A 21,926-nucleotide genomic window follows, 5' to 3' on the forward strand; every position below is an offset into this window, starting at 1 on the left:
AGGTTTTTATAAGTATAACCACAGCTCCAAAGTCTTATTGAGCTAGCACAAGGACCTTTAACCTATCCTCCAAGGTTTTTAACGGCATCAACAAAACTTGGAGGAATAGAAAAGAAGACAGCACTATAACCTAAAATTTGCTTGAATAAGAAAAGACAGTTTTCTGTTTTTTTAAGGTTGAAAGATTGTATCTTCATAAAATGAAGAATATGATTAAGAAAATCCTGATTGGACTGCTGGCCATTCTGGTTATCATCCAATTTATACGGCCGACAAAAAATGAAGGCAACGGTATAGCTGCCAATGATATTTCTACGGTTTATACGGAGATGCCCATAGAAGTACAAACGCTACTTCAACAGAAATGCTATGACTGCCACAGCCATTCAACTAAATATCCATGGTATGCCAATATTCAGCCAGTAGCCTGGTGGTTAGCTGATCATGTGGAGGAGGGCAAAGAGCACTTGAATTTTTCTGAATTTAAAACCTATAATGCGGAAAAAGCTGCTCATAAACTGGAAGAAGTAGTAGAGGAGGTTGGCGAAGGTGAAATGCCGTTAAAGTCGTATACGTTTATTCACAGAGATGCAGTTGTTACTACTGAAGAACTTGCCTTGTTGCGGAATTGGATAGCCAGCGAAGGAATTGCGGTAGGGGAATCGCATTAATTATAACTCACAAAAGAAGGAGGCCGCACAAAGGTTGAGGTGTACTTAAGACGTACATTGGTGCTGACACGGATACTGTAAGGTTCCAGGCCACGAACAGTAACAGGGAAATAAAACCCACGAACTTCAATAGTGCCAAAAATCAGGTTTTCATTTCTGATGCGGAAACCTCCGTTTACGCCCCACACAAATTTTTGAAAAGCATCTTTCTCTGGGTCTTGTTGGTAGAAGGCACTTTCAGCCGAAGCAAATCCTGCAAAATTGAAACCTAATATTTTCCAATTAGTGAATACCGTTGTTTCTGTACGTAAGAAAGTTCTTTTGTAAGCAAACAAACTATCAGGCCTAAAACCTTCGAGCTGATTGTTCAGTGTAAGCAATGGTCTTATAGTATTGCTAAATGCTTGTGCATGCCCACCCTCAATTTGTTGTCGGATTTTGATATTCTTTTTTATTAACAACTTGCTGTAGTAAAGACCGCTAACAAACATAAAAGCATCTTCAGCTTTTTCTTCTCTGAAGTACGAACCAGCACCTGCAGCCAATCGGTAGAAATTACCTTTTCTACTTACGAACTCACGTGCTGTATTCATGCCGCCATATGATCGATCCAATCCAAATTCGTTCGACCAACCAGCAGTCAGTGTTAAGGTTTTACCATAAGGGATATCTTCCGTACGGCCGAAACCATAAACATATTGTGTTTTGTAAAAATTCTGTTCGTAAAAGGTAACTGATCCAAGTAAAAATTTTTGATTGTTGTAAATTGGGTTAACAATTTCAGCAGGTTGAGATGGTTTTCTTTCGAATGCCTGGTTAAAATAGCGGAGTGCTACAAAATGTCGCTCGCGACTATTAACGGTATTGAAAATACCCATGTTGTAACCTGCCCACACATCTTCAAGATGGTAACGATAGTCGCGGAAAGTGCTGTCGGGTAAACGGTAATTATTAATAGAATAGTTCTTACTGATTTCAAAACTGCCTGCCAGACGAGAATATGGCGAGACTAATGGACGGTCTAGCCTCAGGTAGTAAGCGTGTTCATTCTCTATACCATAACTTCTTCCGGTATTGATTTGCGAATATCCAATGGAGGGGTTAATTAATGTTCCTCCTATACTAGACTTTCTATAACTGAGTTCCATGCCGGCTTGTGGACTGCGTGCAGCATCAAGTAAAGTATTCATTTGTATGCGCTGACCTTGTCCAAAAAGATTGGCATCGTATATATCAAAACGATAGGCATCAAATTCTTCCGGCTCAAACTTTATACCCAAACTAAATACATCGCGGGTAAACACTTCAACATCCACAGAATCTTCGGAGCCATTTACAAAACAGACTTCAATTTTTGAATCAAGAATGAAGTCAAGATCACGCAAATGACGTTCGTTGTCGGCTATGCGATAAGGATTAAGCGGTTTATTTTTTCTAAAGAATAGATTGTCTCTGATTACGCCTTCTTTAGAGTTAGCGTGCAGGCTGTTGGCTATATATGTTGCAGTACTCCGGAAATTACGACTGCTGTCATAAATAGATTTTTCGAAACCAACTTTGTTAATAATAATGTTACGAATGATTTTCCCTTCGTATGGAAGAAAGGGATCTTCACTTTTAGCGGTAACCACCGTTTCAGGTTTAGGCTTGCGTTTAACCGAACCAATTGCTTTTTGTGTGATTTTGTTGTTAAGAAAAGTCTTGCTACTATCTGTTTGCGCTGATACTGAATCTACTAAAAAAGTGGAGTACACCACCAGCAACAATACTTTTGCTGATATTGAAACGTACTTAAATCCACATATTAATACTTTAGAAAACATCTATAAGAGAAAAACGCTGCGACTCTGCTATGTTAACGCAAAGATCGCAACGTTATGGTATAAATGTGTATTTTTTACTGATTAGCGTGAGGATGCTCCGCTAATAAATGGGCCATAGTATATGGCATTCATCAGCATTTTGTTAGAGCCAAACCAAAAAGCCCGGAAGCAAAGGTTATCGGTAAAGGCAATTGCCCGACCTTGCCCAATTGACGATACACCAATTACAGAGGCCTCTTTAATTTTAGCATAATTCTCTTTAGAGATATAACCACTCAGCAAAGGTGATGCGGTAAATACTAGAGGATTTGCATAGTAATTTTTAGATTTTTCCATAAATAGGTTGTTGGATTTGAATACAGGCATTTTGGCGTTGTAGTAACCAAACAGAAGTGGATGTGTCAGGTCGGCAGTTGCCTCAAAAATGGCTCCGCTTGTTTCCTGGGCACCGCTGTACTCGCTAATGTGTGCATAAGGTCTGGCTAAGGTTGGCTCTTTCTTGTCTTCGTTTTTCTTCATATCAAACTTACCGAGGCCAGCGCTGCTCAGCCAGTTGACCCCATTCTCCAGTCCAATAATAACTCCACCATTTTGCACCCATGTTTTCACCTTCTCTTTAAGCGCATCGTTACCTGATATACTACCCCACGTTGGTGGTATTATAATGGTATTATATTTATTAAGATTGATTCTGCTAAAAACGTCAACAGGCAAAAGTGTAACTGGAATTTGAAAGCGCGTATCCAAAACATGCCAAACTTCACCAACATCGGTGGCTGAAATTCCATCACCTACCAGCATAGCAATAGTTGGCTTGCGTACATTCATGAAAGATCCGCTTCCTAAGCTTACTCCTTTGTAGTCAAGCCCGGTATTGAATGCATATACATCAATACCATCTTTATTCACGATATCGTTAATTAAGTATTCAATTATTTCAGGATTTTTCTCTTGGCCTGCTACCTGTACTAAAATACTTCCCCGATCAAATTTTTTTCCATCGCTGTGATAGAAGGGATCAGTAGCCACTTTAACACGTAGTCCCGCATCTAGTAATTTATACAGTGCGCGAGGTGTGTAATAGTTGGAAGATTCAAACACGTAAGCATATTCGCTTTTACCACCAATACGTTTGCCAGCTGGCAATTTGGCTTCAGTTACTTTTTCGCCAAGGGCAGGCATAGCCTTCAGCTCCTCGTATTCTAAACCAAATGCGAGTGGCATAGTCCAGCTTGAAATGTCGTAGAAAAGGCTGTCCTTAAATTGTGTTCTCTTTTCGAACATACCCTTTATCAACCGGTAGTTGGCTTGATTCATTGGTACTATATAGCTGCTCTCAGCGTCAAAAGCTTTTCCGTTAATGTTTTGCGTTGAAGAAATCTTATAGATATCAATGTGTTGACGAGCTATGATCTCTGCCAGGTGAAATCCTTTGGCCTTATCTTTTGCTGAACCGAAAATGATCGCTTTTACAGGATCTTTTGCTGCTTCGGCAACAGCATCTTTAAAGAACTGTCGTTGGTAGTTAAGAAACTCTTCACGCATTTCATTAACAGCTTTCAGAGAACTTAAGCTTGTTACAAATTGATTGCGAACCGTAAACTGGAAAGTAAGTAATCCATTAACACTTTCCTGCACATGGCCACGTGAGCTGGCCTGTTCAAATAAAATGCCTATAGCACCCTGCACATCCGGGAAAGTTGAGCCTTTGCCATAATAGAAATCATCGAAGCCTTCTTGTGTATAATAAAAGGAACCAATGCCATCCAAGGCTTTCGCATGAAACTCACCCATTTTTCTGGTGAGGTCTAAATTTTTATCTGGCGTAAGTGGGTGGTTACGTGAAGGCACACCAGGTTGAAAAAAGAAAGTTGAGTTCGTTCCCATCTCGTGGTGATCTGTAAGCACATTTGGTTTCCATTTGTGGAAGCTGCGAACGCGTGCTTGCGATTCAGGATGTTGTGCCACTAACCAATCGCGGTTTAGATCAAACCAATAATGGTTAAAGCGCCCACCCGGCCAGGCTTCATTGTGTTCAGTATCATAAGGGTCAGTAGAAGTTACTTTGCTTTTGCGTGAGTTTACCCAGGTACTAAAACGTTGCATACCATCAGGATTGTAACTAGGATCAAAAAGCACAATGGTGTTGTCAAGGTATTTTTCAATTTCTGGCCCTTGAGCTGCTGCATAATGATAAGCCATTAAAAGGGATGCATTTACACCACTGGCCTCATTGCCGTGGATACTATATCCTTGATAGAAAACGATAGGCATATTTTTTACATCAAAGGAATTCGATTTTGCAGGGTCAGTTAACTGAACGTGCTGTGTTCGTATGCTTTCAAGGTTTTGATGATTTTTTGGTGAGGTAATCGTTAGCAGTATCAATGGCCTGGCCTCGTGTGTATAGCCAGTTATTTCCATAGAAATTCGATCAGAGGCTGCATCTAAGGCCTCCATATATTTAATGAGGCGGTCATGCGTTACGTGCCATTCGCCTACCTCATGGCCAATAACCGATTTGGGTGTTGGAATGGCTGGATTATAGGTGGTCTTTTCTGGCAGATAATAAGACAAATCGGGTTGCGCCCAAACACTTGTTAGGTTGAAAACAAATAGCGCTAAGAAAATTAGTTTTCGCATAGGTTTTTAAGGTTACTACAATACAATTGAAAATAAGTCATTCTTTTTCAGGCGATTAGTCTGATTTTTATAAGCGGTTTACAAAAGGAATGTTAAGTTCGTGTTAAGATTTTTTTGGTAAGCTTAAATGTAAGATAAATGTCCAATTCAAAAGTTAGGCTTACTTTTGCCGGTCTCCTAAACAGTGACAACAGACATTAAACTAAACAAACATCTATGAGAAAACTTTTACTACTAACTGCACTTGTGCTAGGCTCGGTTGGAGCTTGGGCGCAGGTTACTACGTCCTCAATAGTGGGACAAATAAGAGACGATAAGGGTTCCCTCCCTGGAGCTACCATTGTTGCTGTGCATGAGCCGTCAGGTTCAAAGTATGGGACTGCGACAAATGTAGATGGAAGATTCACCTTACCAAATGTGCGAATTGGTGGCCCATATACAATAGAGGTTTCTTTTGTGGGTTATCAAACTTCTAAAGTTGGTGGAATAACTTTGAAACTAGGTCAATCTTATGTTCATAATATTCAGTTAGCACCAGAGTCAACTCAATTAGGAGAAATCACAATTGTTGGAGACAAAAGTCAACTTAATACTGAAAGAACAGGTGCAGTAACAAACATCAGCTCAGCGCAGTTAGGTACTCTTCCAACAATTTCTAGAAGCATAACTGATTTTACAAGATTAACTCCTCAGGCTAATGGAAACTCATTTGGTGGTCGTGATGGACGATATAATAACATTCAAGTTGATGGAGCAAACCTCAATAACAATTTCGGATTAAGCAATGATCCCCTACCAGGCGGTGGTGGATCTCCGATCTCAATAGATGCTTATGACGAAATTTCTGTGAACATTGCACCTTTCGATGTTCGTCAGGCAGGTTTTACAGGTGCTGGTATAAATGCTGTAACGAAGAGTGGAACCAACACTTTCAAGGGAACTGCATATACTTTGTTTAGGAACCAGAATTACATTGGAACAAATGTTGGGGATAATGATATCAGCAGTCAAATAGTTGATTCAAAGACAAATATTTATGGTTTCAGTATTGGGGGTCCAATCATTAAGGATAAACTCTTCTTTTTTGTGAATGCAGAACAGGAAAAAGGCAGCAGACCTGGGATTACTTTCTCTCCTACTGGAGGTTCAGGTTCCGGTGTAGTTTCATCGACACCCATAGATTCGTTAAGGAAGTTCTCTGATCATTTAAGAAATGTTTACAATTATGAAACCGGAGCCTTCGATAACTTTCCGAATTTTGAGAATGAAAATACAAAGCTGCTTGTTAAACTGGATTATAACATAAATAAAGATCACAGGCTTACTTTAAAGTACAGCAATTATGTAAGTACTAACGATCAACCATTAAACGCCACTAGTGTGCCAAACGGTGGTGGTTTTGATGTTACAGGCAGAACTAATATATCTCGTCTGCCTGTTGGTCGCTTTTCAAATGCCTCAATGTCATTTGCAAATTCAAACTATGGATTTGAAGACAAGGTTAATACAGCAACACTGGAACTGAATAGTAATTTCAATGGTAAGTTTTCGAACCAGCTACTAGGTACAATAACTAAAGTAAATACAACTCGTACTTTTGACGGATCTTTTTTTCCTACAATCGATATTTTTGATGGTAGTGGTGACAATTATATGTCAGCCGGAATGGATCCGTTTACTCCAAATAATCAGGTGGTAAATGACGTTTACACTTTTACGAACAACCTTTCTTATTATAAGGGTAATCACACAATTACTGCTGGTGTTTCTTATGAATTCCAACGTGTCGGTAACATGTTTATGGCAGCATCGAATAGTTACTATGCATTTAATTCATTAAATGATTTTATTACTAATCAGTCTCCTGCTTATTATGCGTACACATATTCTTTAGTGCCAGGCCAAAAATCAGTTTTTTCAGCTGAGTTAAACGTTGGCCAACTTGGTATTTATGCCCAGGATGAAATCAGTTTGGGTAATCTTAAAATTACAGCAGGTATTCGTGCAGACAGAGCTTTCTATACTGAAGATCCTATTGAAAACCCCGCAACTTCTGCGCAGCAGTTTTATGATAAGGACGGTAACCTGACAAATTATAGCACAGGTGAGTGGCCTAAATCTCCATTCTTACTTTCACCCAGAGTTGGAGTACGCTGGGATGTTAACGAAGATCAATCTCTTGTTGTAAGAGGTGGTACAGGTTTATTCACGGGTAGAATTCCATTTGTCTTCTTAACAAATATGCCTACAAATTCGGCCATGTATCAATTTGGAGGAAGATTGGATAATTCAGTTGCCGCAGATGTTCCTCAACTTTCTGGAATTACTTTCTCAAGTAACCCTGATGCATACGCTTCTCTATTCCCGACAACAGCAGGAACATCTCCGTCCAGAGGTCCAGTTTTTATAGATCCAGACTTTAAATTTCCGCAAGTATGGAGAACTAATGTGGCAGTAGATAAGTCTTTGCCATATGGTTTAACAGCTACTTTTGAAGCCTTAATAACTAAGGATGTTAATGCGGTAAGAATGCGTAACGCAAATTTTAGACCTACTATGAGTGGTGTGGTAACAGAGGGTGGATTAACAAGACCTAGGTATTTGCCTGCTGATGGTAGAGACTTAAATGCAACCGTAAACTCAGCAATTGTTTTAGAAAATACCAATAAAGGTTATTCTACATCTTTAACAGCCCAATTGACAAAGTCGTTTGATAAGGGTTTTGCAGGTTCATTGGCTTACACTTATACCAAGGCTGAAGAGGTAACAGCAAACCCTGGTTCTCAAGCGGCTTCAGTTTGGAATTCAAACCCTAATGTTGGATCATCAAATGCAGTAGAGCTTGCTAATTCTCAATATGCTGTTCCTCACCGCATTATTGCCAATGTTTCTTATAGAAAGGAATATGCAAAGTATTTTGCTTCTACACTTTCATTATTCTACGAAGGTTCACATCAAGGAGTTTACAGTTTTGTAGTTAGTGGTGATATAAATGGAGATGGTAACTCATCAACAGATTTAATGTACATCCCAAGAGATGCAAGCGAAATGAACTTTGTAGAGTATACAGCATCTGTTTCAGGGCAACCAGTTACGTTCACTGTGGCTCAACAGGAGGCTGCCTTTGAACAATTTATTAATAACTCAAATTATCTAAAGAATAATAGGGGTAAATTTGCAGAAAGAAATAGCGCACTCTTACCTTGGTACAATACTTTGGATTTAAGATTCCTTCAGGAATTCTTCTTAACTACAGGTAAGAACTCTACAAAACATACACTCCAACTTTCTGTTGACATTTTTAATTTTTCAAATATGTTGAACAAAAACTGGGGGATACGTCAATTTACAAGAACAAGAAATCCGCTAACCTCACCAACTCTAGCCGCGACACCTAATGCGACACCAACTTACAGATTACAACAAATTGGTGGTGAGCTAGTAACAGACCCTTTCCAAGATGCAATTAATACAGGTAGCACCTGGAGCATGCAGGTAGGTTTACGTTATATTTTTTAATTGAGGCTAAAACTTCTCAATAAAACAAACCCTTCGGTATCCCCGAAGGGTTTTTCTTTTCCGTTACTTTCTGTATTTTGTCTTTACAATGAAACAAAGGCTTGCCTTGCTCTGTATTCTTTCGGTCACAATGCTTTATTCTTGCAAGCATGTCGATGAATCTGAAAAAGCCTTAACAACTCCAAAAGTTAACATCGATCTGGATTCTATAAAAAAACGAGGCTACATCACTGCCCTAGTCGACAATAATTCTATCAGTTATTTTCTCTATAAGGGTCAGTCTATGGGGTATGACTACGAGTTACTGCAACGAATGGCCAAAGACCTGGGTGTAAAACTCAGACTCCGAAGGATATCTGGCGTAGAGAATGCCATCAAAAAATTAAACGCTGGTGAAGCTGATGTGCTTGCATTTCCATTAACCATAACAAGTCAACGTAAGGACTACGTGCGTTTTACTCAACCTCATTTTAACACACATCAAGTGTTGGTTCAGCGTAAGCCACAAGGATGGGAACGTTTAACAAGGGATGAGATTAATGCAGGAATGATTAAAAATCCACATGACCTTATCGGAAAAACTGTTCATGTGTTAAACCGATCAAGCTTTGTAGATCGACTGAGAAATTTGAGTGAAGAACTGGGGGGCGAAATTATAGTTGTCGAAGATAGTGCTGACGCTCAAAGTGAATCATTAATTCAAAAAGTAGCCATGGGTGAAATTGACTACACTGTAGCCGATCAGGTTATCGCGTCAGTTAATTTAAACTATTATCCAAACTTAGATGCATCGACTGTATTAAGTCTGCCGCAGCAAATTGCCTGGGCGGTTAGAAAAAACTCACCTCAATTGCAATCCTCCATCAATACATGGCTTACAAAAATTAAAAAAGAAGCAACTTTTATGGTTATCTATAACAGATATTATAAAAGTCCACGTACTTCATTTTTACGGGCTAATAGTCGTTATGCAACAATTAATGGTGACAGACTTTCACCTTATGATCCTATAATTAAGGAGGGGGCAGAAATTGTAGGTTGGGATTGGCGACTACTAGCGGCTATGATTTATCAGGAGTCGCGTTTTAATCCTACTGATCAATCGTGGGCGGGTGCACGAGGGCTCATGCAATTAATGCCGGCAACAGCGCAGCGCTTTGGTGTTTCTAACCCTGATGATCCAAGGCAGAGCATAAGAGCTGGTGTTCGATTTTTAAAAAACCTTGATGATTATTGGGTGAAGAAAGTGGCTGACTCCTCGCAAAGGATAAAGTTTGTTATGGCGTCCTATAATGTGGGGCTTACCCATATCACTGATGCCAGAAAGCTTACGATTAAAAATCAGGAGAATGCTGGTGACTGGGGAACAGTGGAAAAGTATTTATTGAAGAAGAGCGATCCTTCTTTTTATAAAGATCCAGTAGTAATAGCCGGATATTGTAAGTGCGAAGAACCAGTTAGGTATGTAGAAGAAGTTATGAGTCGCTATGAAGAGTACAAATTGCATATCAATTAATTTCAAATCTGAAATTTGAAATATTGAATTTATAATCTTCCAACAATCTCATTAAAGTCTAAACGCTCCCATGTCTCTTCAATGTTGGTTTGGGCCATCACTTCATCCATAATTTTTTTCTGTTTTTGCCCTTTAGTATATGCCTCACTATAACGAATGTTTTCATGGAATGTCACCATGGAGTATTGAGGGATCCATTGTGTAGGGAACAATTCATAAAGTTTAGCTTCAATCTTTTTCCGCAATAGAAATTCCTTGTCGGCAACTAAATCCCGCATTTCAATAAAGTTATCGAGTGCTAATTGAGCAATGGCGTCACCATCGGGTTTGCGTAGCTGTTGAAAGGCAGGCAGCAGAGTTTCCCAGTTGTCTTTATGCTCATCCAACAAATTATTAAGCACACGACAATCTTCAAAGCCTGCGTTCATACCTTGGCCATAAAAGGGAACTATCGCATGCGCAGCATCACCAATTAGCAGAGTGTTGTTCTTAACCCATGGATAGCATTTAACAGTTACTAAAGATGAAGTAGGATTTTGTTCAAACTCTTTTAAGTATTCGGGCATAAGTGCCACAGCATCTGGAAAGGTTTTCTCTAAAAATTCCTTAATAGCTTGTGTAGAATCAATACTGGCAAAAGAAGGATTGCCTTCAAAGGGGAAGAAAAGTGTTAATGTAAAAGTGCCATCAGGATTAGGTAAAGCAATCAGCATAAAACTTTCACGTGGCCAAATGTGTAAGGCATTCTTCTCTAACTGAAAAGTATTCCCAGGGCCAGCAGGAATAGAAAGTTCCTTATACCCATGTTGAATATAGAATTGCTGATAATCGAATCGATCACTAATACGGAAGGCATCGCGTATGGCAGAAAAGGCACCATCGGCACCAATAATTAAATCGAATTTTTTTTCAGTAAATTTTTTATGTTTATCCTCAATCGTGAGTGTGGTTTTTTCAAGATCAGTTTTTTCAATTTTTTGCTCGAAATAAAACTGCACCCCTATTGTTTCAGCTTCATTCATTAAAGCAATGTTCAGCGCACTACGCGAAATAGAATTAATGTATTGGCCTTCTTTACCGTATGCCTGATAACTTAGATTGCCTTTCATGTCGTGCATCATCCTACCATGCATTGGAATAGCAATACGCTTTAATTCTTCGGCCAGTCCAACTTCCTCTAACGCCCTGATGCCCCTGTTACTTAAAGCAAGATTGATAGAGCGCCCACCAACATAATCACTACTGCGCATATCGCCTCTTCGTTCAAATACGCTTACCGAATAACCACGTTTTTTTAAGTAAATCGACAGGAGAGATCCTACAAGACCAGCTCCGGCAATGGCGATGTGTTTAGAAGTGTTACGTAACATAGAATAAAGGATAATATTAATAGGGTAATGCTTTCAGGTGTTTTATTTTGCTAATGCTTTTTTTAGAATTTCCGAAAAAAGAAACACATCTTCAAAGGTATTGTATAGTGGCACCGGAGCAACGCGAATCACACCGGGTTCGCGCCAGTCGGCAATAACACCAGCCTTGGTAAGTTTGGTAAATACTTTTTTACCATCATGCTTTACAGCAATAGAAAGCTGACAACCTCTTTCCTTAACATTTTTAGGCGTAAACACAGTGAAGTGTTTTCCCTCCTTATCAATGTCATTCAATAGTGATTCAAGAAACCCCGTAAGCAGTATGCTTTTCTTTCTCAGATTTTTAATACCTGCAGCTTGGAAAATTTCTAATGATGCAAGGTGAGCTGCCCCTGACAGCACAGGAAAATTAGAGAGCTGCCAACCATCTACACCGGGCATAGGAATAAAGCCCTTCTTCATTTGGAAACGTTCTCCTTCATGATGTCCCCACCAACCTGCAAAACGTGGCAACGCATTATTATTAGCATGGCGGTCATGTACAAATGCACCTGCAATACCTCCAGCACCAGAGTTTAAATATTTATAACTACACCACACAGCAAAGTCGACATTGTTTTTATGCAGATCGAGTTCTACATTGCCCACCGCGTGGGCGCAATCAAAGCCTGCATAGGCGCCAACAGCATGTGCGGTTTCAGTAATTTTTTTGATGTTAAAGAATTGACCAGTATAATACTGAACCGCCCCAATCAATACTAAGGCTACTGTATTTCCATGTTGGTTAATGGTGTTAACAATATCTTCTGTTCTAATCTTTGTTTCTCCATCGCGGGGTTTCAGTTCAACAATAGCATCATCAGGATTAAGTCCGTGGAATTTTACTTGTGATTCGAATGCATATTGATCGGAGGGAAAAGCGCCTGACTCTACAATTAATTTATAGCGTTTTGCTGTAGGCTTATAAAACGACACCATCATCAGGTGAAGATTGACCGTAAGCTGATTCATGGCAACCACTTCACTCGGTCTGGCACCTACAATTTGAGCAAGCGCCTTTTTGGTAAACTTGTGGTAAGACAGCCAAGGGCGTTTTGCATGAAAATGACCTTCTACACCCAGCTTAGCCCAATCAGTCAGCTCTTGATCAATAAATTTTTTAGTGGATTTAGGTTGTAGGCCTAAAGAGTTGCCCGTAAAGTACAGTGCTGTTTTTCCTTTAACCTTCGGTATGTGAAACTGAGTACGAAATTTTTTTAATGAATCGTTGCGATCCATTTTGCGTGCAAAAGAAAGTGTATTTTCAAAAATCATGTCTGAATAATTGACTAGTACTAGTTTAATAATTTGTGGTGGTGCTGAACATGATATATTGTGAAATAAATCATTTCACGATAAGTTAGTTTTCCGAGTAAGGGATGTGGCAAAATAAATTTATCTAGATCTTGTTCAGAAAATTTGTTTAATTGATTTGCAAGTTTTTGCACTATGTTGGTAAAACGTTCAACGAGTAAACTTCTTTCACTAAAAGAGACTGTCCCTGGAATATATCTACCAGAGGCTTTTCCGCCCGCCTTCAGTTTTTCAGTATAGCGAACAACAAGTGCTTCGTATTGCACCGAAGGTCTATTAGCTTTCCCAAATAAAAATCGTATCACTATGGCAGGCAGCTTCATTGCAACGAAAACAGGTTCAGTACTCCTGATCAGGTGATCGAGGTGTTGTCCTGCATTCCATTTTCCATTTTTTGAATGAGTAAAATCCGCCTCATTCAACAAGTTGATGCTTTCATTGAATGCTTTGTGGTGGATGTGTAACTGCTGCTGAAGCTCAGCCTTTGTCATGTTTATACAAATCTAGGATCTGCTTCCATTAGAGTACCGCACTTCTTACAAGTACGCAAGTCCTCTGATGCATAATACTCGCGAAAACGAGGTAAAAAATCTTTCTCAATATTTTCGAGGTGGAAAATATATTCGTGCAGTTTGTTATTACAATTTTCGCAGTACCATTGTAGGCCATCCATCATGGTTGGGTCAGTACGTTTTAATTCAATTACCAAGCCAATCGAATTGGGTGTTCGTATGGGTGAATGTGGTACTCGTGCCGGTAGTAGGAACATGTCTCCTTGCTTAATTGGTACTTCCACTGCTTTACCTTCTTCTTGAATTTTTACTGTGATATCACCTTCCAATTGATAGTAAAGTTCTTCAGTCTCATTAAAGTGATAATCTTTACGGGCATTTGGGCCTGCTACGATCATCACAATATAATCACCGGCATCTGCATATAGGTTTTTGTTCCCAACAGGTGGCTTCAATAACTGACGATTTTCTTCGATCCATTTTGTGAGGTTAAACGGTCTGCGTATGGCCATAACTGTTTTGAATTTTTTACCTGCCTACCACAGACAGGTTGAAGATTTGCGAATTTAAGAACATTTCGAACCACTTTTACACTTTATCTTAGCATTATGAATTTGGATTTAAAAGGTAAAACAGCCATGGTTTGTGGAAGCACCCAGGGTATAGGTAAGGCATCGGCAATAGAGTTAGCGCTACTGGGCGCAAATGTTACGCTGGTAGCCCGAAATGAAGAAAAACTAAAGACCTGCCTAAATGAACTTGATAAAAGTCAGGGTCAGCAGCACGACTATTTAGTAGCTGATTTTGAGAAACCTGAACAGCTAAAAGAGCAGGTTTTAAAGTTTACAGCTACTAATAATGTTCATATTTTAATAAACAACACCGGTGGCCCACCGGCAGGTTTGGCCATCACTGCAAAAGAAGAGGATTTTGTGAAGGCATTTTCAAGTCACCTTTTATGTAATCATATTTTAGTACAAGCTTGCGTAGAGGGGATGAAGCGGGAAAAGTACGGACGAATCATTAATGTTATTTCAACATCAGTAAAAATCCCGTTGCGTAACTTGGGTGTTTCAAATACGATTAGGGGTGCCGTTGCAAATTGGGCTAAAACGCTTTCGGTAGAATTGGCGCCATTTGGTATTACTGTAAACAATGTGTTGCCGGGTGCGACTATGACTGGCCGCTTAGAAACAATTATTAACAATCAAGCGAGCAAATCTGGAAAGAGTTTTGAAGAGTCGAAAGAAGAAATGACAAAAGAAATACCTGCCGGAAGAATTGGTGAAGCGAGTGAAGTGGCCGCTGCAGTAGTATTTTTAGCAACACCTGCTGCTGCTTATATCAATGGAATTAATATTCCGGTGGATGGCGGTAGAACTGGAAGTTTATAAATCAGCTTGATGCAGTAGAGTCAGTTATGGGTATACGGATCATAATATTGGTGCCACTGCCCGGTTGACTACTCACTTCAATGGTTCCATTAAGACTTTCTGTTCGCACTTTCATGTTTTGAAGCCCAATTCCTGAAGCGTTCTTAGAAGTATCAAATCCGCGACCATTGTCTTCGATGGTTAGTACAAGTTCTTTCTCATGCACAAAAAACTGAAGATCAACTTCGGTAGCATGCGCATGTTTTACAATATTGTTCAATCCTTCTTGCACAATTCTGAAAAGATGGTGGATCGTTTCTCCACTCAGTGTATCTGGTAAATCATAATACTGAGCGTCAATAATAAGGCCCGTTTGTTTACTTACATCGTCTGTTACTTGTTTTACAAGTTGACGCAAACCACTCACTTGCATGGAAGGTGGAGCCAGTTGATGTGACATGGTCCTCACATCTTTGCAGATAATATCAATTTGATTTTCTAATTCTGTATTTCGTTCGTTTGTATTGATAAAACGCTTAAGACTTCCAAGTCTGCTGCCAATATCATCATGAAGTTCCCGAGCAATTCTTTCGCGCTCTTTTTCTGTTCCTTCTACATAAGCTTTTAGCAATTCCTTTTGCTGTTTGGCCATGTTAAGAGACAATAGATTACGTTCGTTATAAATTTTTCTAACCTGATAGGTAAGACCTATAGAAAAAATAAATACTTCAAGTGAAGAGCCAGCAAGCACAGGATTAACAGGCAAATCCTCTACGGCAATAACACCGAATTCACTTGCAGTCATAATTAAATAACCCAATAACAAAGAACCCCATGCTAAGAAGTATATAACCACCGTTGTTCTTTGATTGGCAAATGAGCGGATAGCACCAAAAATGAGAAGTAAGCCACCCAATAACATGAGCGTATTAATGATAGGGATTATCCACAGTCCGTTGCGTGTCATGAAATCCATTGCCACTACACCACCTAAGGCAAGGATACCTAAGGCAATTAGAATTAAGTTGATGAGTTTGTGAACGAGTGGTTGGTACTTGGGCAGGTTCAAAAAATTCTGGGAGAATTTGGCTACAAATAGGAAAAGTGCTGCGATTAAATAAACCCTGAAGTAACTGTTGAAATCTAAAACATTTGGATAAACGTATTGGAAAGAATAACCTAAGGCAGTAAATAAGTAAGTTGCTGAAGTAAAAACCAGCATGAAATACCAACCATACAACGCTTTTCTAAGAAAGATAAAAGCCATTAATGCATAGCCAAGACAAAGAATGATGGTGCCAAAGAAAATACCGAACCACAAATTTTCGCTGTACGATTTTTCATGGAAGGCTTTCTCACTCCATAAATAAACTGGGAAAGTAAGCGAGCTATTTCTTTTATCTATTTTTATTAGAATAGTTTTTGCTTGTCCTGCAGATAAATAAATGGGTATGGCGAAATTTCTATGGAGCAAAGGTCTTCGAGTAAATAAATATTTATCTCCGGTTTCAGTTAATAATTGAAATAAGTCTGCCTGATCAGTTTCATAGACATATAGCCAATCAATTTGTGGATTATCAATTTCCAGAACACTCCTCTGTGTAGTAGATTGATCGTTTTCAATCGTTAGGGCAATCCAGAAAACATTAGAGGTAAATCCTACAGTAACTGCTTTTGAACTTGCTTTTACTTCTTGCAGTTGTATCCAGGCTTCTTTTGCAGAGAGATTCTGGGAAGTAGCTAATAGCAATGAAGATTCAATAATAGAAAACCTTTCAGGTAGTACGCTGAGTCTAATGGTATCAGGAAGTTGTGCTGCCCTTAGGTTTACAGCAAAAAAGCATAATAGAATGAAAATCTTAAATGATTTTTGTGTCATGAGCAAACCTCACCAGATCGGCAATATTGTTGATCTTCAATTTGCGAAAAATATTCTTACGGTGTGTATCGACAGTATGCGGACTGATTGTAAGTGCTACTGATGCCTGTTGAGAAGTATTGCCCATCGCTAACAACCGTATGATTTCAATTTCACGTCTGGTGAGTTTCATTTTTTGAGAAAACTCATCTTTGAAAAGATCCTGATGATCGCCCTCTGTTTGTAATTCTTTCGTTACAAAAAAACTTGTGTGACTAATCTGACGCAGTGCCTCCATTAGCTCTTCGTTAGAGGAATTTTTTAACAAGTAGGCATTTGCACCCTCATCTTTTGCCCGCTTAATCAAGTGCAGATCCTGGTACATGGTTAGAATAATAACAAAGATATCCTTGTTAACCTCTCGAACAGCTTTTAGCAAGGCAAAGCCATCTGTATCAGGCAGGTTTAAATCGAGGATTAGAATACTAGCGTTGCTTTGTGTGAGCAGTGGTAATAATTCATTGCCACTTTGAGCATGGCCAACTATTTCAAAATCATCAGACTGATCTAAAATTAGCTTAAGACCTGTAAATACAATCTCATGGTCTTCGCAAATAACTACTCTACTTCTCATTTCGGGCACTTCATGGTCTATTTGGGACCTCAAAATACCAAAATCTTGGTATTGCCAAACAATTATATTTGATGGATACTTTATTTTGTAAAATGGTGACGATTCTCAATTACATAAATGGCAAATTGGTTGGCCCAAACTCGGGCAATTACCTTGAAAATGTTAACCCCGCTATAGGTAAAGTATTTAGTCAGCTGCCTGATTCTGACGAGAAAGATGTTCAATTGGCTGTAGATGCTGCACAGGCTGCTTATAATGACTGGTCTGCTATGGCCGTAGAAAAGCGTCAAGCTATTCTGTTAAAAATTGCAGATCTGATAGATCGCGATTTGACGGAATTAGCCTTGGCGGAAAGCGAAGATCAAGGCAAACCTGTAAAACTGGCCATTGCAGTGGATATTCCACGTGCCTCTGCCAACATTCGTTTTTTCGCAACAGGTATACAGCACTTTGCCAGTGAGGCGCACATCACAGGAAATGAAGCAGTTAATTACACAACGCGAACTCCTATTGGCATTGCAGGCTGCATTTCTCCCTGGAATTTACCGCTTTATCTTTTCACATGGAAGATTGCGCCAGCATTAGCTGCTGGCTGCACTGTAGTGGCCAAGCCTTCAGAGCTTACGCCCCTGACGGCTTATTTATTTTCTAAATTGTGTATTGAAGCAGGGCTACCAAAAGGTGTTTTAAATATTGTGCATGGTTTGGGGCCAAAAGTAGGTCAGGCTATTGTGGAACACCCACAGATACCGGCTATTTCATTTACTGGAGGAACAGTAACCGGTAAACGTATTGCAGCAACTGCAGCTCCTATGTTTAAAAAACTATCACTGGAGTTGGGCGGCAAAAACCCGAATATCATTTTCGCTGATTGCAATTGGGAACAAGCATTGAGCACATCGGTACTTTCCTCTTTTTCTAATCAGGGCGAAATCTGTTTGTGTGGCTCACGCATTTTTGTTGAGCGACCTGTATATGATCGATTTGTGAGTGAGTTTACAAATCGCGTGAAATCATTAACAGTAGGGGATCCGTTGGATGAAAAAGTGAAGATCGGAGCAGTAAATTCTGAAGCGCACATGAATAAAGTTTTATCCTACATTATACTGGCGCAAGAGGAGGGAGGAAAGATTGAGTGTGGAGGAGAGAGAATTACCGTAGAGGGCCGTTGTGCTAATGGCTATTTTATTGCCCCAACGGTAATAACGGGATTACCCTATGATTGTCGTACGAATCAGGAAGAGATATTTGGGCCGGTAGTAACCATTATGCCATTTGATACCGAGGAAGAAGTATTGCAATATGCCAATAGTACCACCTATGGTTTGTCGGCCACACTCTGGACAGAAAACCTGACACGCACACATCGTGTAGCGGCTCAGTTAAAGAGTGGAATAGTCTGGGTAAACTGCTGGCTTTTCCGCGACTTGCGAACACCTTTTGGCGGTATGAAGCAAAGTGGCGTTGGGCGTGAAGGTGGATGGGAAGCGATGAGGTTCTTTACAGAGACAAAAAATGTTTGTATTAAACTTTAATAAATTGTTTTAGTTACGCGCTTCTAGCCTTTAGACAATCGGGATAATTCATTTGATCAGTGTTCTGTTAATAAATAACTGGAATCTAAAATTTTGACTTTCCAAAGCCATTAATCTGCAACCTCTTGTCCGCTCCTTGTCTCCCGAAGGGGACGAGGAGCATAATACAGCGTGCGATCTTTCTCCATAAGCAGTGTCCCTTCGGAGACACTCAAAGCCATTGTTGGTGTTGCGTGTGGGAAAACGGGCAGCAGCACCAAAAATTTCTTCATCTCAACTCACATCATGTTACCAAGTTTGTTGGTGAGCTAACGCACAACACCAACAAAGGCAGGGGTGTTCTCTAAATAAACATTATGTATTTCAATTTTGACTTTTCCAGCAGGCGCTAAATATCCGATAATTTACTTTCAGCAAAATATTTCTTTTGAATGAACAGAACACTAACCCCACAAAATAGGATTGAACCTATAACCAAAGCATAGTAGAGTTGGTCATTCGCAACAATATCAATCAGGGTTGAATCAATTTGTTCTTGTGGCACAATAAACATACCCACACAACTCACAGTGTTGTTAACAAAATGTAAAATAATAGGAAGATAAAGTGATTTCGTTTTCCAGTAAATCCATCCCATAAACAAGCCCATTAAAAAAGCACCCAAGCCCTGAGCAACATTGCCATGTATAAGTGCAAACAGTAATGAGGAGAATGCGATTGCTATACCAGCGCTATAATTTTTCAGTAAGCCATGCAGAATAATACCCCTGAAAAGAATCTCTTCAAGAAGCGGAGCGGCAATAGCAATGGTCGCTATACTGGCAGCCGGGTTTTCATAGATGCCTTCCATAATATTCTTCAAAGATTCAGGCACCGGAAATAACGCAACAATTGGGTCGATAGCAATGTGTAATGGGATCATTAATAATGCCCCTATAATTGCAATTGTAATAGGGAAGCCAGTTAATTCAAGCGTATAATTTTTTCGAAGAGCAAAACCAGCAAAAACAACAATGGACATCGATATAGTATAAAATAGAAATAAGCCAATGCCTGAAGTAATGTCTAAGAATAGCGTCAAAACAAGAGCAACAGCGATTGAAGCGATCAGCCAAATACCAATCAGCCCGAGGGATTGCAGTAAAGTGGGATAATGCTTAACGGGAGTTACTTCATTTTCGGGTACAGCATCGATTATTTCCATTGTAGAAAATTAGGTAATGATTACTAAGCTGATTACTAGAAATAAGGTTTATGTTCAAACAACGAGAAATCAATTGATTGACTTACTTTTGCTAAATAAGCATGGAATTTTTTAATATCAATAATATTCTTTTCACCGTCCTGGGTTATTCCATGAGCTACATCGAGTTCTTCGGAACGATAGCAGGTGGTATAGCGGTGTGGCTTTCGGCTCGGGGAAATATCTGGAGTTGGCCAATTGGTATTATCAATGTTATCCTTTTCTTCTTTCTCTTTTACCAGGTGCAGCTTTACCCTGATATGTTTTTGCAAGCTTTTTTCTTTGTGACCAACCTGGCAGGTTGGTGGCGTTGGTCTCATCCGGCCCCAGCTGAAGAAGATAAGAGACATGAGCTGAAAGCAAGTTTTATGTCTACCCCAATACTGATATTATTGTTGTTTATTGGAATGGCAGGAACTTTTGCCATGGGTTCTTTTGCTGAGAACTTACACTTACATTTCCCTAAGCTATTCAGTTTGCCAAGTGCTTTTCCTTACGCTGATTCATTTGTTACCGTTATGAGTATTGTAGCTACTTACTTAATGGTACAAAAGAAAGCAGAGTGTTGGCTAGTCTGGTTAGTAGTGGATGTGGTGGCTACTTACCTGTATTTTAGTAAGGGGATTTTATTTGTAGGGATTGAATACCTGGCTTTTTGTTTTATAGCCGCCTATGGTTTTTATAAGTGGTTTAAGGATTCGAAAACCGCTGTTGTATGAGTGATATTAAACTATTTTGCTTGTACGGTCCCGAAAGCACTGGTAAATCGGTAATGGCAGAAGCACTCGCCAAAGATTATAATACGGTGTGGGTTCCGGAAGTAGCCAGAGAAATTGTCACCTCTAACCATTTTGGCAGAGAAGATATTATAGAAATAGGAAGGGCACAAACTGAGCGGATTTTCCAACTAAGGCAAAAAGCAAACAAACTTTTGATCTGCGATACTGATTTAATCACTACTCAAATTTATTCCCGCCATTACCTCAAAGTTGTTCCTCCTGTTTTATATCAAATGGAAAATATGGTTCACTACGATCACTATTTTTTGTTTGACATTGATGTTCCTTGGGTTGCAGATGGTATGCGCGATTTAAATGAGCAACGCCAGGAAATGTTTAATGTCTTTAAACAGGAATTAGATCGGAGACGAATTGTGTATACACTTGTTCGAGGCAACTGGGAAGAACGGTTAGCTGTTGTAAAGAAAAAAATTAATGAATGCTTAATTATTTCCTAACTCAACGTTTAGGGAACAGTTTTATGTAAGTCAGTTTGTGTGTGGTAGTTGAGTTGCCATTATTTTCAATACGCACACCTTCCAGTATATCGTAAGATTTGTCAAAACTGAATGTATAAGTTGTAAACTGATCACGCTTTTCCAATTGTTTATACACAGCAACAGAATTTTCTGCAAACTCTGAGAACTCACCTTTTATAGAGTAAGAAGGTAATAAACCTTTATCGATGGTAAGTTCAATAAATTCGCGATGCATATTTTTGACATCTTTAATTATAGCCACTTGCTTAAAATTATCACGCCTTTCAGTTACACGCTCGCGGTCACTATTCGATATAAATGTTCTTCCTTTTTTAGTAGTAACAAGCGTGACAGCATATATGCCTTCAAAACTTGCTTTCTCCTCGGCAGTTTCATTAAGGTAAGCGCGTATGAGATCATTAAAATTTACCTGCTCAAAAGAATAAACTTTGTATTTCTGGCGCATGGTATATTGCTTTTCAATAGAACAAGCCGCGTTAAAAAATATGACGCATATCACTAAAAAAAGCGCCCTTTGACTGATGATTTTTCGGGGAGATTTTAACATATTGATAAATGTAAAAGTATGTAATTAGTAGATTCCAATAAAGTATGGAT

17 protein-coding genes are annotated in these 21,926 nt (G+C 39.3%); 7 read left to right on the forward strand and 10 right to left on the reverse strand.

Going from position 1 to position 21,926, the window contains the following annotated elements; genetic code table 11:
• Positions 1-209 precede the first annotated feature (209 nt).
• Positions 210-671 (forward strand): heme-binding domain-containing protein, encoded by a 462-nt coding sequence (locus SanaruYs_RS14295; protein WP_127123267.1) that lies wholly within the window; start codon positions 210-212, stop codon positions 669-671.
• On the opposite strand, the gene SanaruYs_RS14300 is transcribed toward SanaruYs_RS14295, so the two are convergent.
• Entirely contained in the window at positions 668-2,494 is a 1,827-nt protein-coding gene (locus SanaruYs_RS14300) for a BamA/TamA family outer membrane protein (protein WP_127123268.1), read from the reverse strand. The two genes, SanaruYs_RS14295 and SanaruYs_RS14300, sit on opposite strands and share 4 nt — an antisense overlap.
• Positions 2,495-2,575: 81 nt before the next feature.
• Positions 2,576-5,137, reverse strand: coding sequence for a M14 family metallopeptidase (locus tag SanaruYs_RS14305; RefSeq protein ID WP_127123269.1), 2,562 nt, complete (start codon positions 5,135-5,137; stop codon positions 2,576-2,578).
• A 216-nt stretch (positions 5,138-5,353) separates the two neighbouring features.
• Between SanaruYs_RS14305 and SanaruYs_RS14310 the strand changes: the two genes are divergently transcribed.
• Together SanaruYs_RS14310 and SanaruYs_RS14315 are read left to right on the forward strand one after the other, a co-directional pair.
• Positions 5,354-8,656 carry a TonB-dependent receptor gene (locus SanaruYs_RS14310; protein ID WP_127123270.1) on the forward strand — a complete coding sequence of 1,101 codons (3,303 nt, stop codon included), beginning with the start codon at positions 5,354-5,356 and terminating at the stop codon, positions 8,654-8,656.
• Positions 8,657-8,744: 88 nt separating this feature from the next.
• A complete protein-coding gene (locus tag SanaruYs_RS14315) occupies positions 8,745-10,172 on the forward strand; it encodes an MltF family protein (protein ID WP_127123271.1) in 1,428 nt (475 codons plus the stop codon).
• A 29-nt stretch (positions 10,173-10,201) separates the two neighbouring features.
• Here the strand turns inward: SanaruYs_RS14315 and SanaruYs_RS14320 are convergent, their stop codons facing one another.
• The 4 genes from SanaruYs_RS14320 to SanaruYs_RS14335 are packed head-to-tail and all read right to left on the reverse strand — an operon-like array spanning position 10,202 to position 13,919.
• Positions 10,202-11,542, reverse strand: a complete 1,341-nt coding sequence (locus SanaruYs_RS14320; protein WP_127123272.1) for an FAD-dependent oxidoreductase — start codon at positions 11,540-11,542, stop codon at positions 10,202-10,204.
• A 42-nt stretch (positions 11,543-11,584) separates the two neighbouring features.
• Complete coding sequence (gene kynU, locus SanaruYs_RS14325; protein ID WP_127123273.1) at positions 11,585-12,856, reverse strand: kynureninase; 1,272 nt, start codon at positions 12,854-12,856, stop codon at positions 11,585-11,587.
• Positions 12,857-12,876: 20 nt separating this feature from the next.
• Entirely contained in the window at positions 12,877-13,386 is a 510-nt protein-coding gene (locus SanaruYs_RS14330) for a DinB family protein (RefSeq protein ID WP_127123274.1), read from the reverse strand.
• A gap of 2 nt (positions 13,387-13,388) precedes the next feature.
• Positions 13,389-13,919 carry a 3-hydroxyanthranilate 3,4-dioxygenase gene (locus SanaruYs_RS14335; RefSeq protein ID WP_127123275.1) on the reverse strand — a complete coding sequence of 177 codons (531 nt, stop codon included), beginning with the start codon at positions 13,917-13,919 and terminating at the stop codon, positions 13,389-13,391.
• 96 nt (positions 13,920-14,015) lie between these two features.
• Between SanaruYs_RS14335 and SanaruYs_RS14340 the strand changes: the two genes are divergently transcribed.
• Positions 14,016-14,801: an SDR family oxidoreductase gene (locus SanaruYs_RS14340; protein ID WP_127123276.1), complete on the forward strand. Its 786-nt coding sequence runs from the start codon at positions 14,016-14,018 to the stop codon at positions 14,799-14,801.
• A 1-nt stretch (position 14,802) separates the two neighbouring features.
• On the opposite strand, the gene SanaruYs_RS14345 is transcribed toward SanaruYs_RS14340, so the two are convergent.
• On the reverse strand, positions 14,803-16,659 hold the full coding sequence (locus SanaruYs_RS14345) for a sensor histidine kinase (RefSeq protein ID WP_127123277.1): 1,857 nt from the start codon (positions 16,657-16,659) through the stop codon (positions 14,803-14,805).
• Positions 16,640-17,272 carry a response regulator gene (locus SanaruYs_RS14350; RefSeq protein ID WP_127123278.1) on the reverse strand — a complete coding sequence of 211 codons (633 nt, stop codon included), beginning with the start codon at positions 17,270-17,272 and terminating at the stop codon, positions 16,640-16,642. Before SanaruYs_RS14350 ends, SanaruYs_RS14345 begins: the two co-directional genes overlap by 20 nt.
• A 92-nt stretch (positions 17,273-17,364) precedes the next feature.
• Here SanaruYs_RS14350 and SanaruYs_RS14355 point away from each other — a divergent pair, with 92 nt between their 5' ends.
• On the forward strand, positions 17,365-18,807 hold the full coding sequence (locus SanaruYs_RS14355) for an aldehyde dehydrogenase (protein WP_127123279.1): 1,443 nt from the start codon (positions 17,365-17,367) through the stop codon (positions 18,805-18,807).
• A 388-nt stretch (positions 18,808-19,195) separates the two neighbouring features.
• Here the strand turns inward: SanaruYs_RS14355 and SanaruYs_RS14360 are convergent, their stop codons facing one another.
• Positions 19,196-20,011 (reverse strand): CPBP family intramembrane glutamic endopeptidase, encoded by an 816-nt coding sequence (locus SanaruYs_RS14360; protein WP_127123280.1) that lies wholly within the window; start codon positions 20,009-20,011, stop codon positions 19,196-19,198.
• A gap of 101 nt (positions 20,012-20,112) precedes the next feature.
• On the opposite strand from SanaruYs_RS14360, the gene pnuC reads away from it, so the two are divergent.
• Positions 20,113-20,769, forward strand: a complete 657-nt coding sequence (pnuC, locus tag SanaruYs_RS14365; protein WP_127123281.1) for a nicotinamide riboside transporter PnuC — start codon at positions 20,113-20,115, stop codon at positions 20,767-20,769.
• Positions 20,766-21,287 (forward strand): AAA family ATPase, encoded by a 522-nt coding sequence (locus SanaruYs_RS14370; protein WP_127123282.1) that lies wholly within the window; start codon positions 20,766-20,768, stop codon positions 21,285-21,287. Before pnuC ends, SanaruYs_RS14370 begins: the two co-directional genes overlap by 4 nt.
• A 1-nt stretch (position 21,288) precedes the next feature.
• Here the strand turns inward: SanaruYs_RS14370 and SanaruYs_RS14375 are convergent, their stop codons facing one another.
• Positions 21,289-21,774, reverse strand: coding sequence for a hypothetical protein (locus SanaruYs_RS14375; RefSeq protein WP_127123283.1), 486 nt, complete (start codon positions 21,772-21,774; stop codon positions 21,289-21,291).
• Positions 21,775-21,926: the final 152 nt, after the last annotated feature.

Source organism: Chryseotalea sanaruensis (assembly GCF_003990915.1).
In the GTDB taxonomy this organism is placed as follows: Bacteria; Bacteroidota; Bacteroidia; order Cytophagales; family Cyclobacteriaceae; genus Chryseotalea; species Chryseotalea sanaruensis.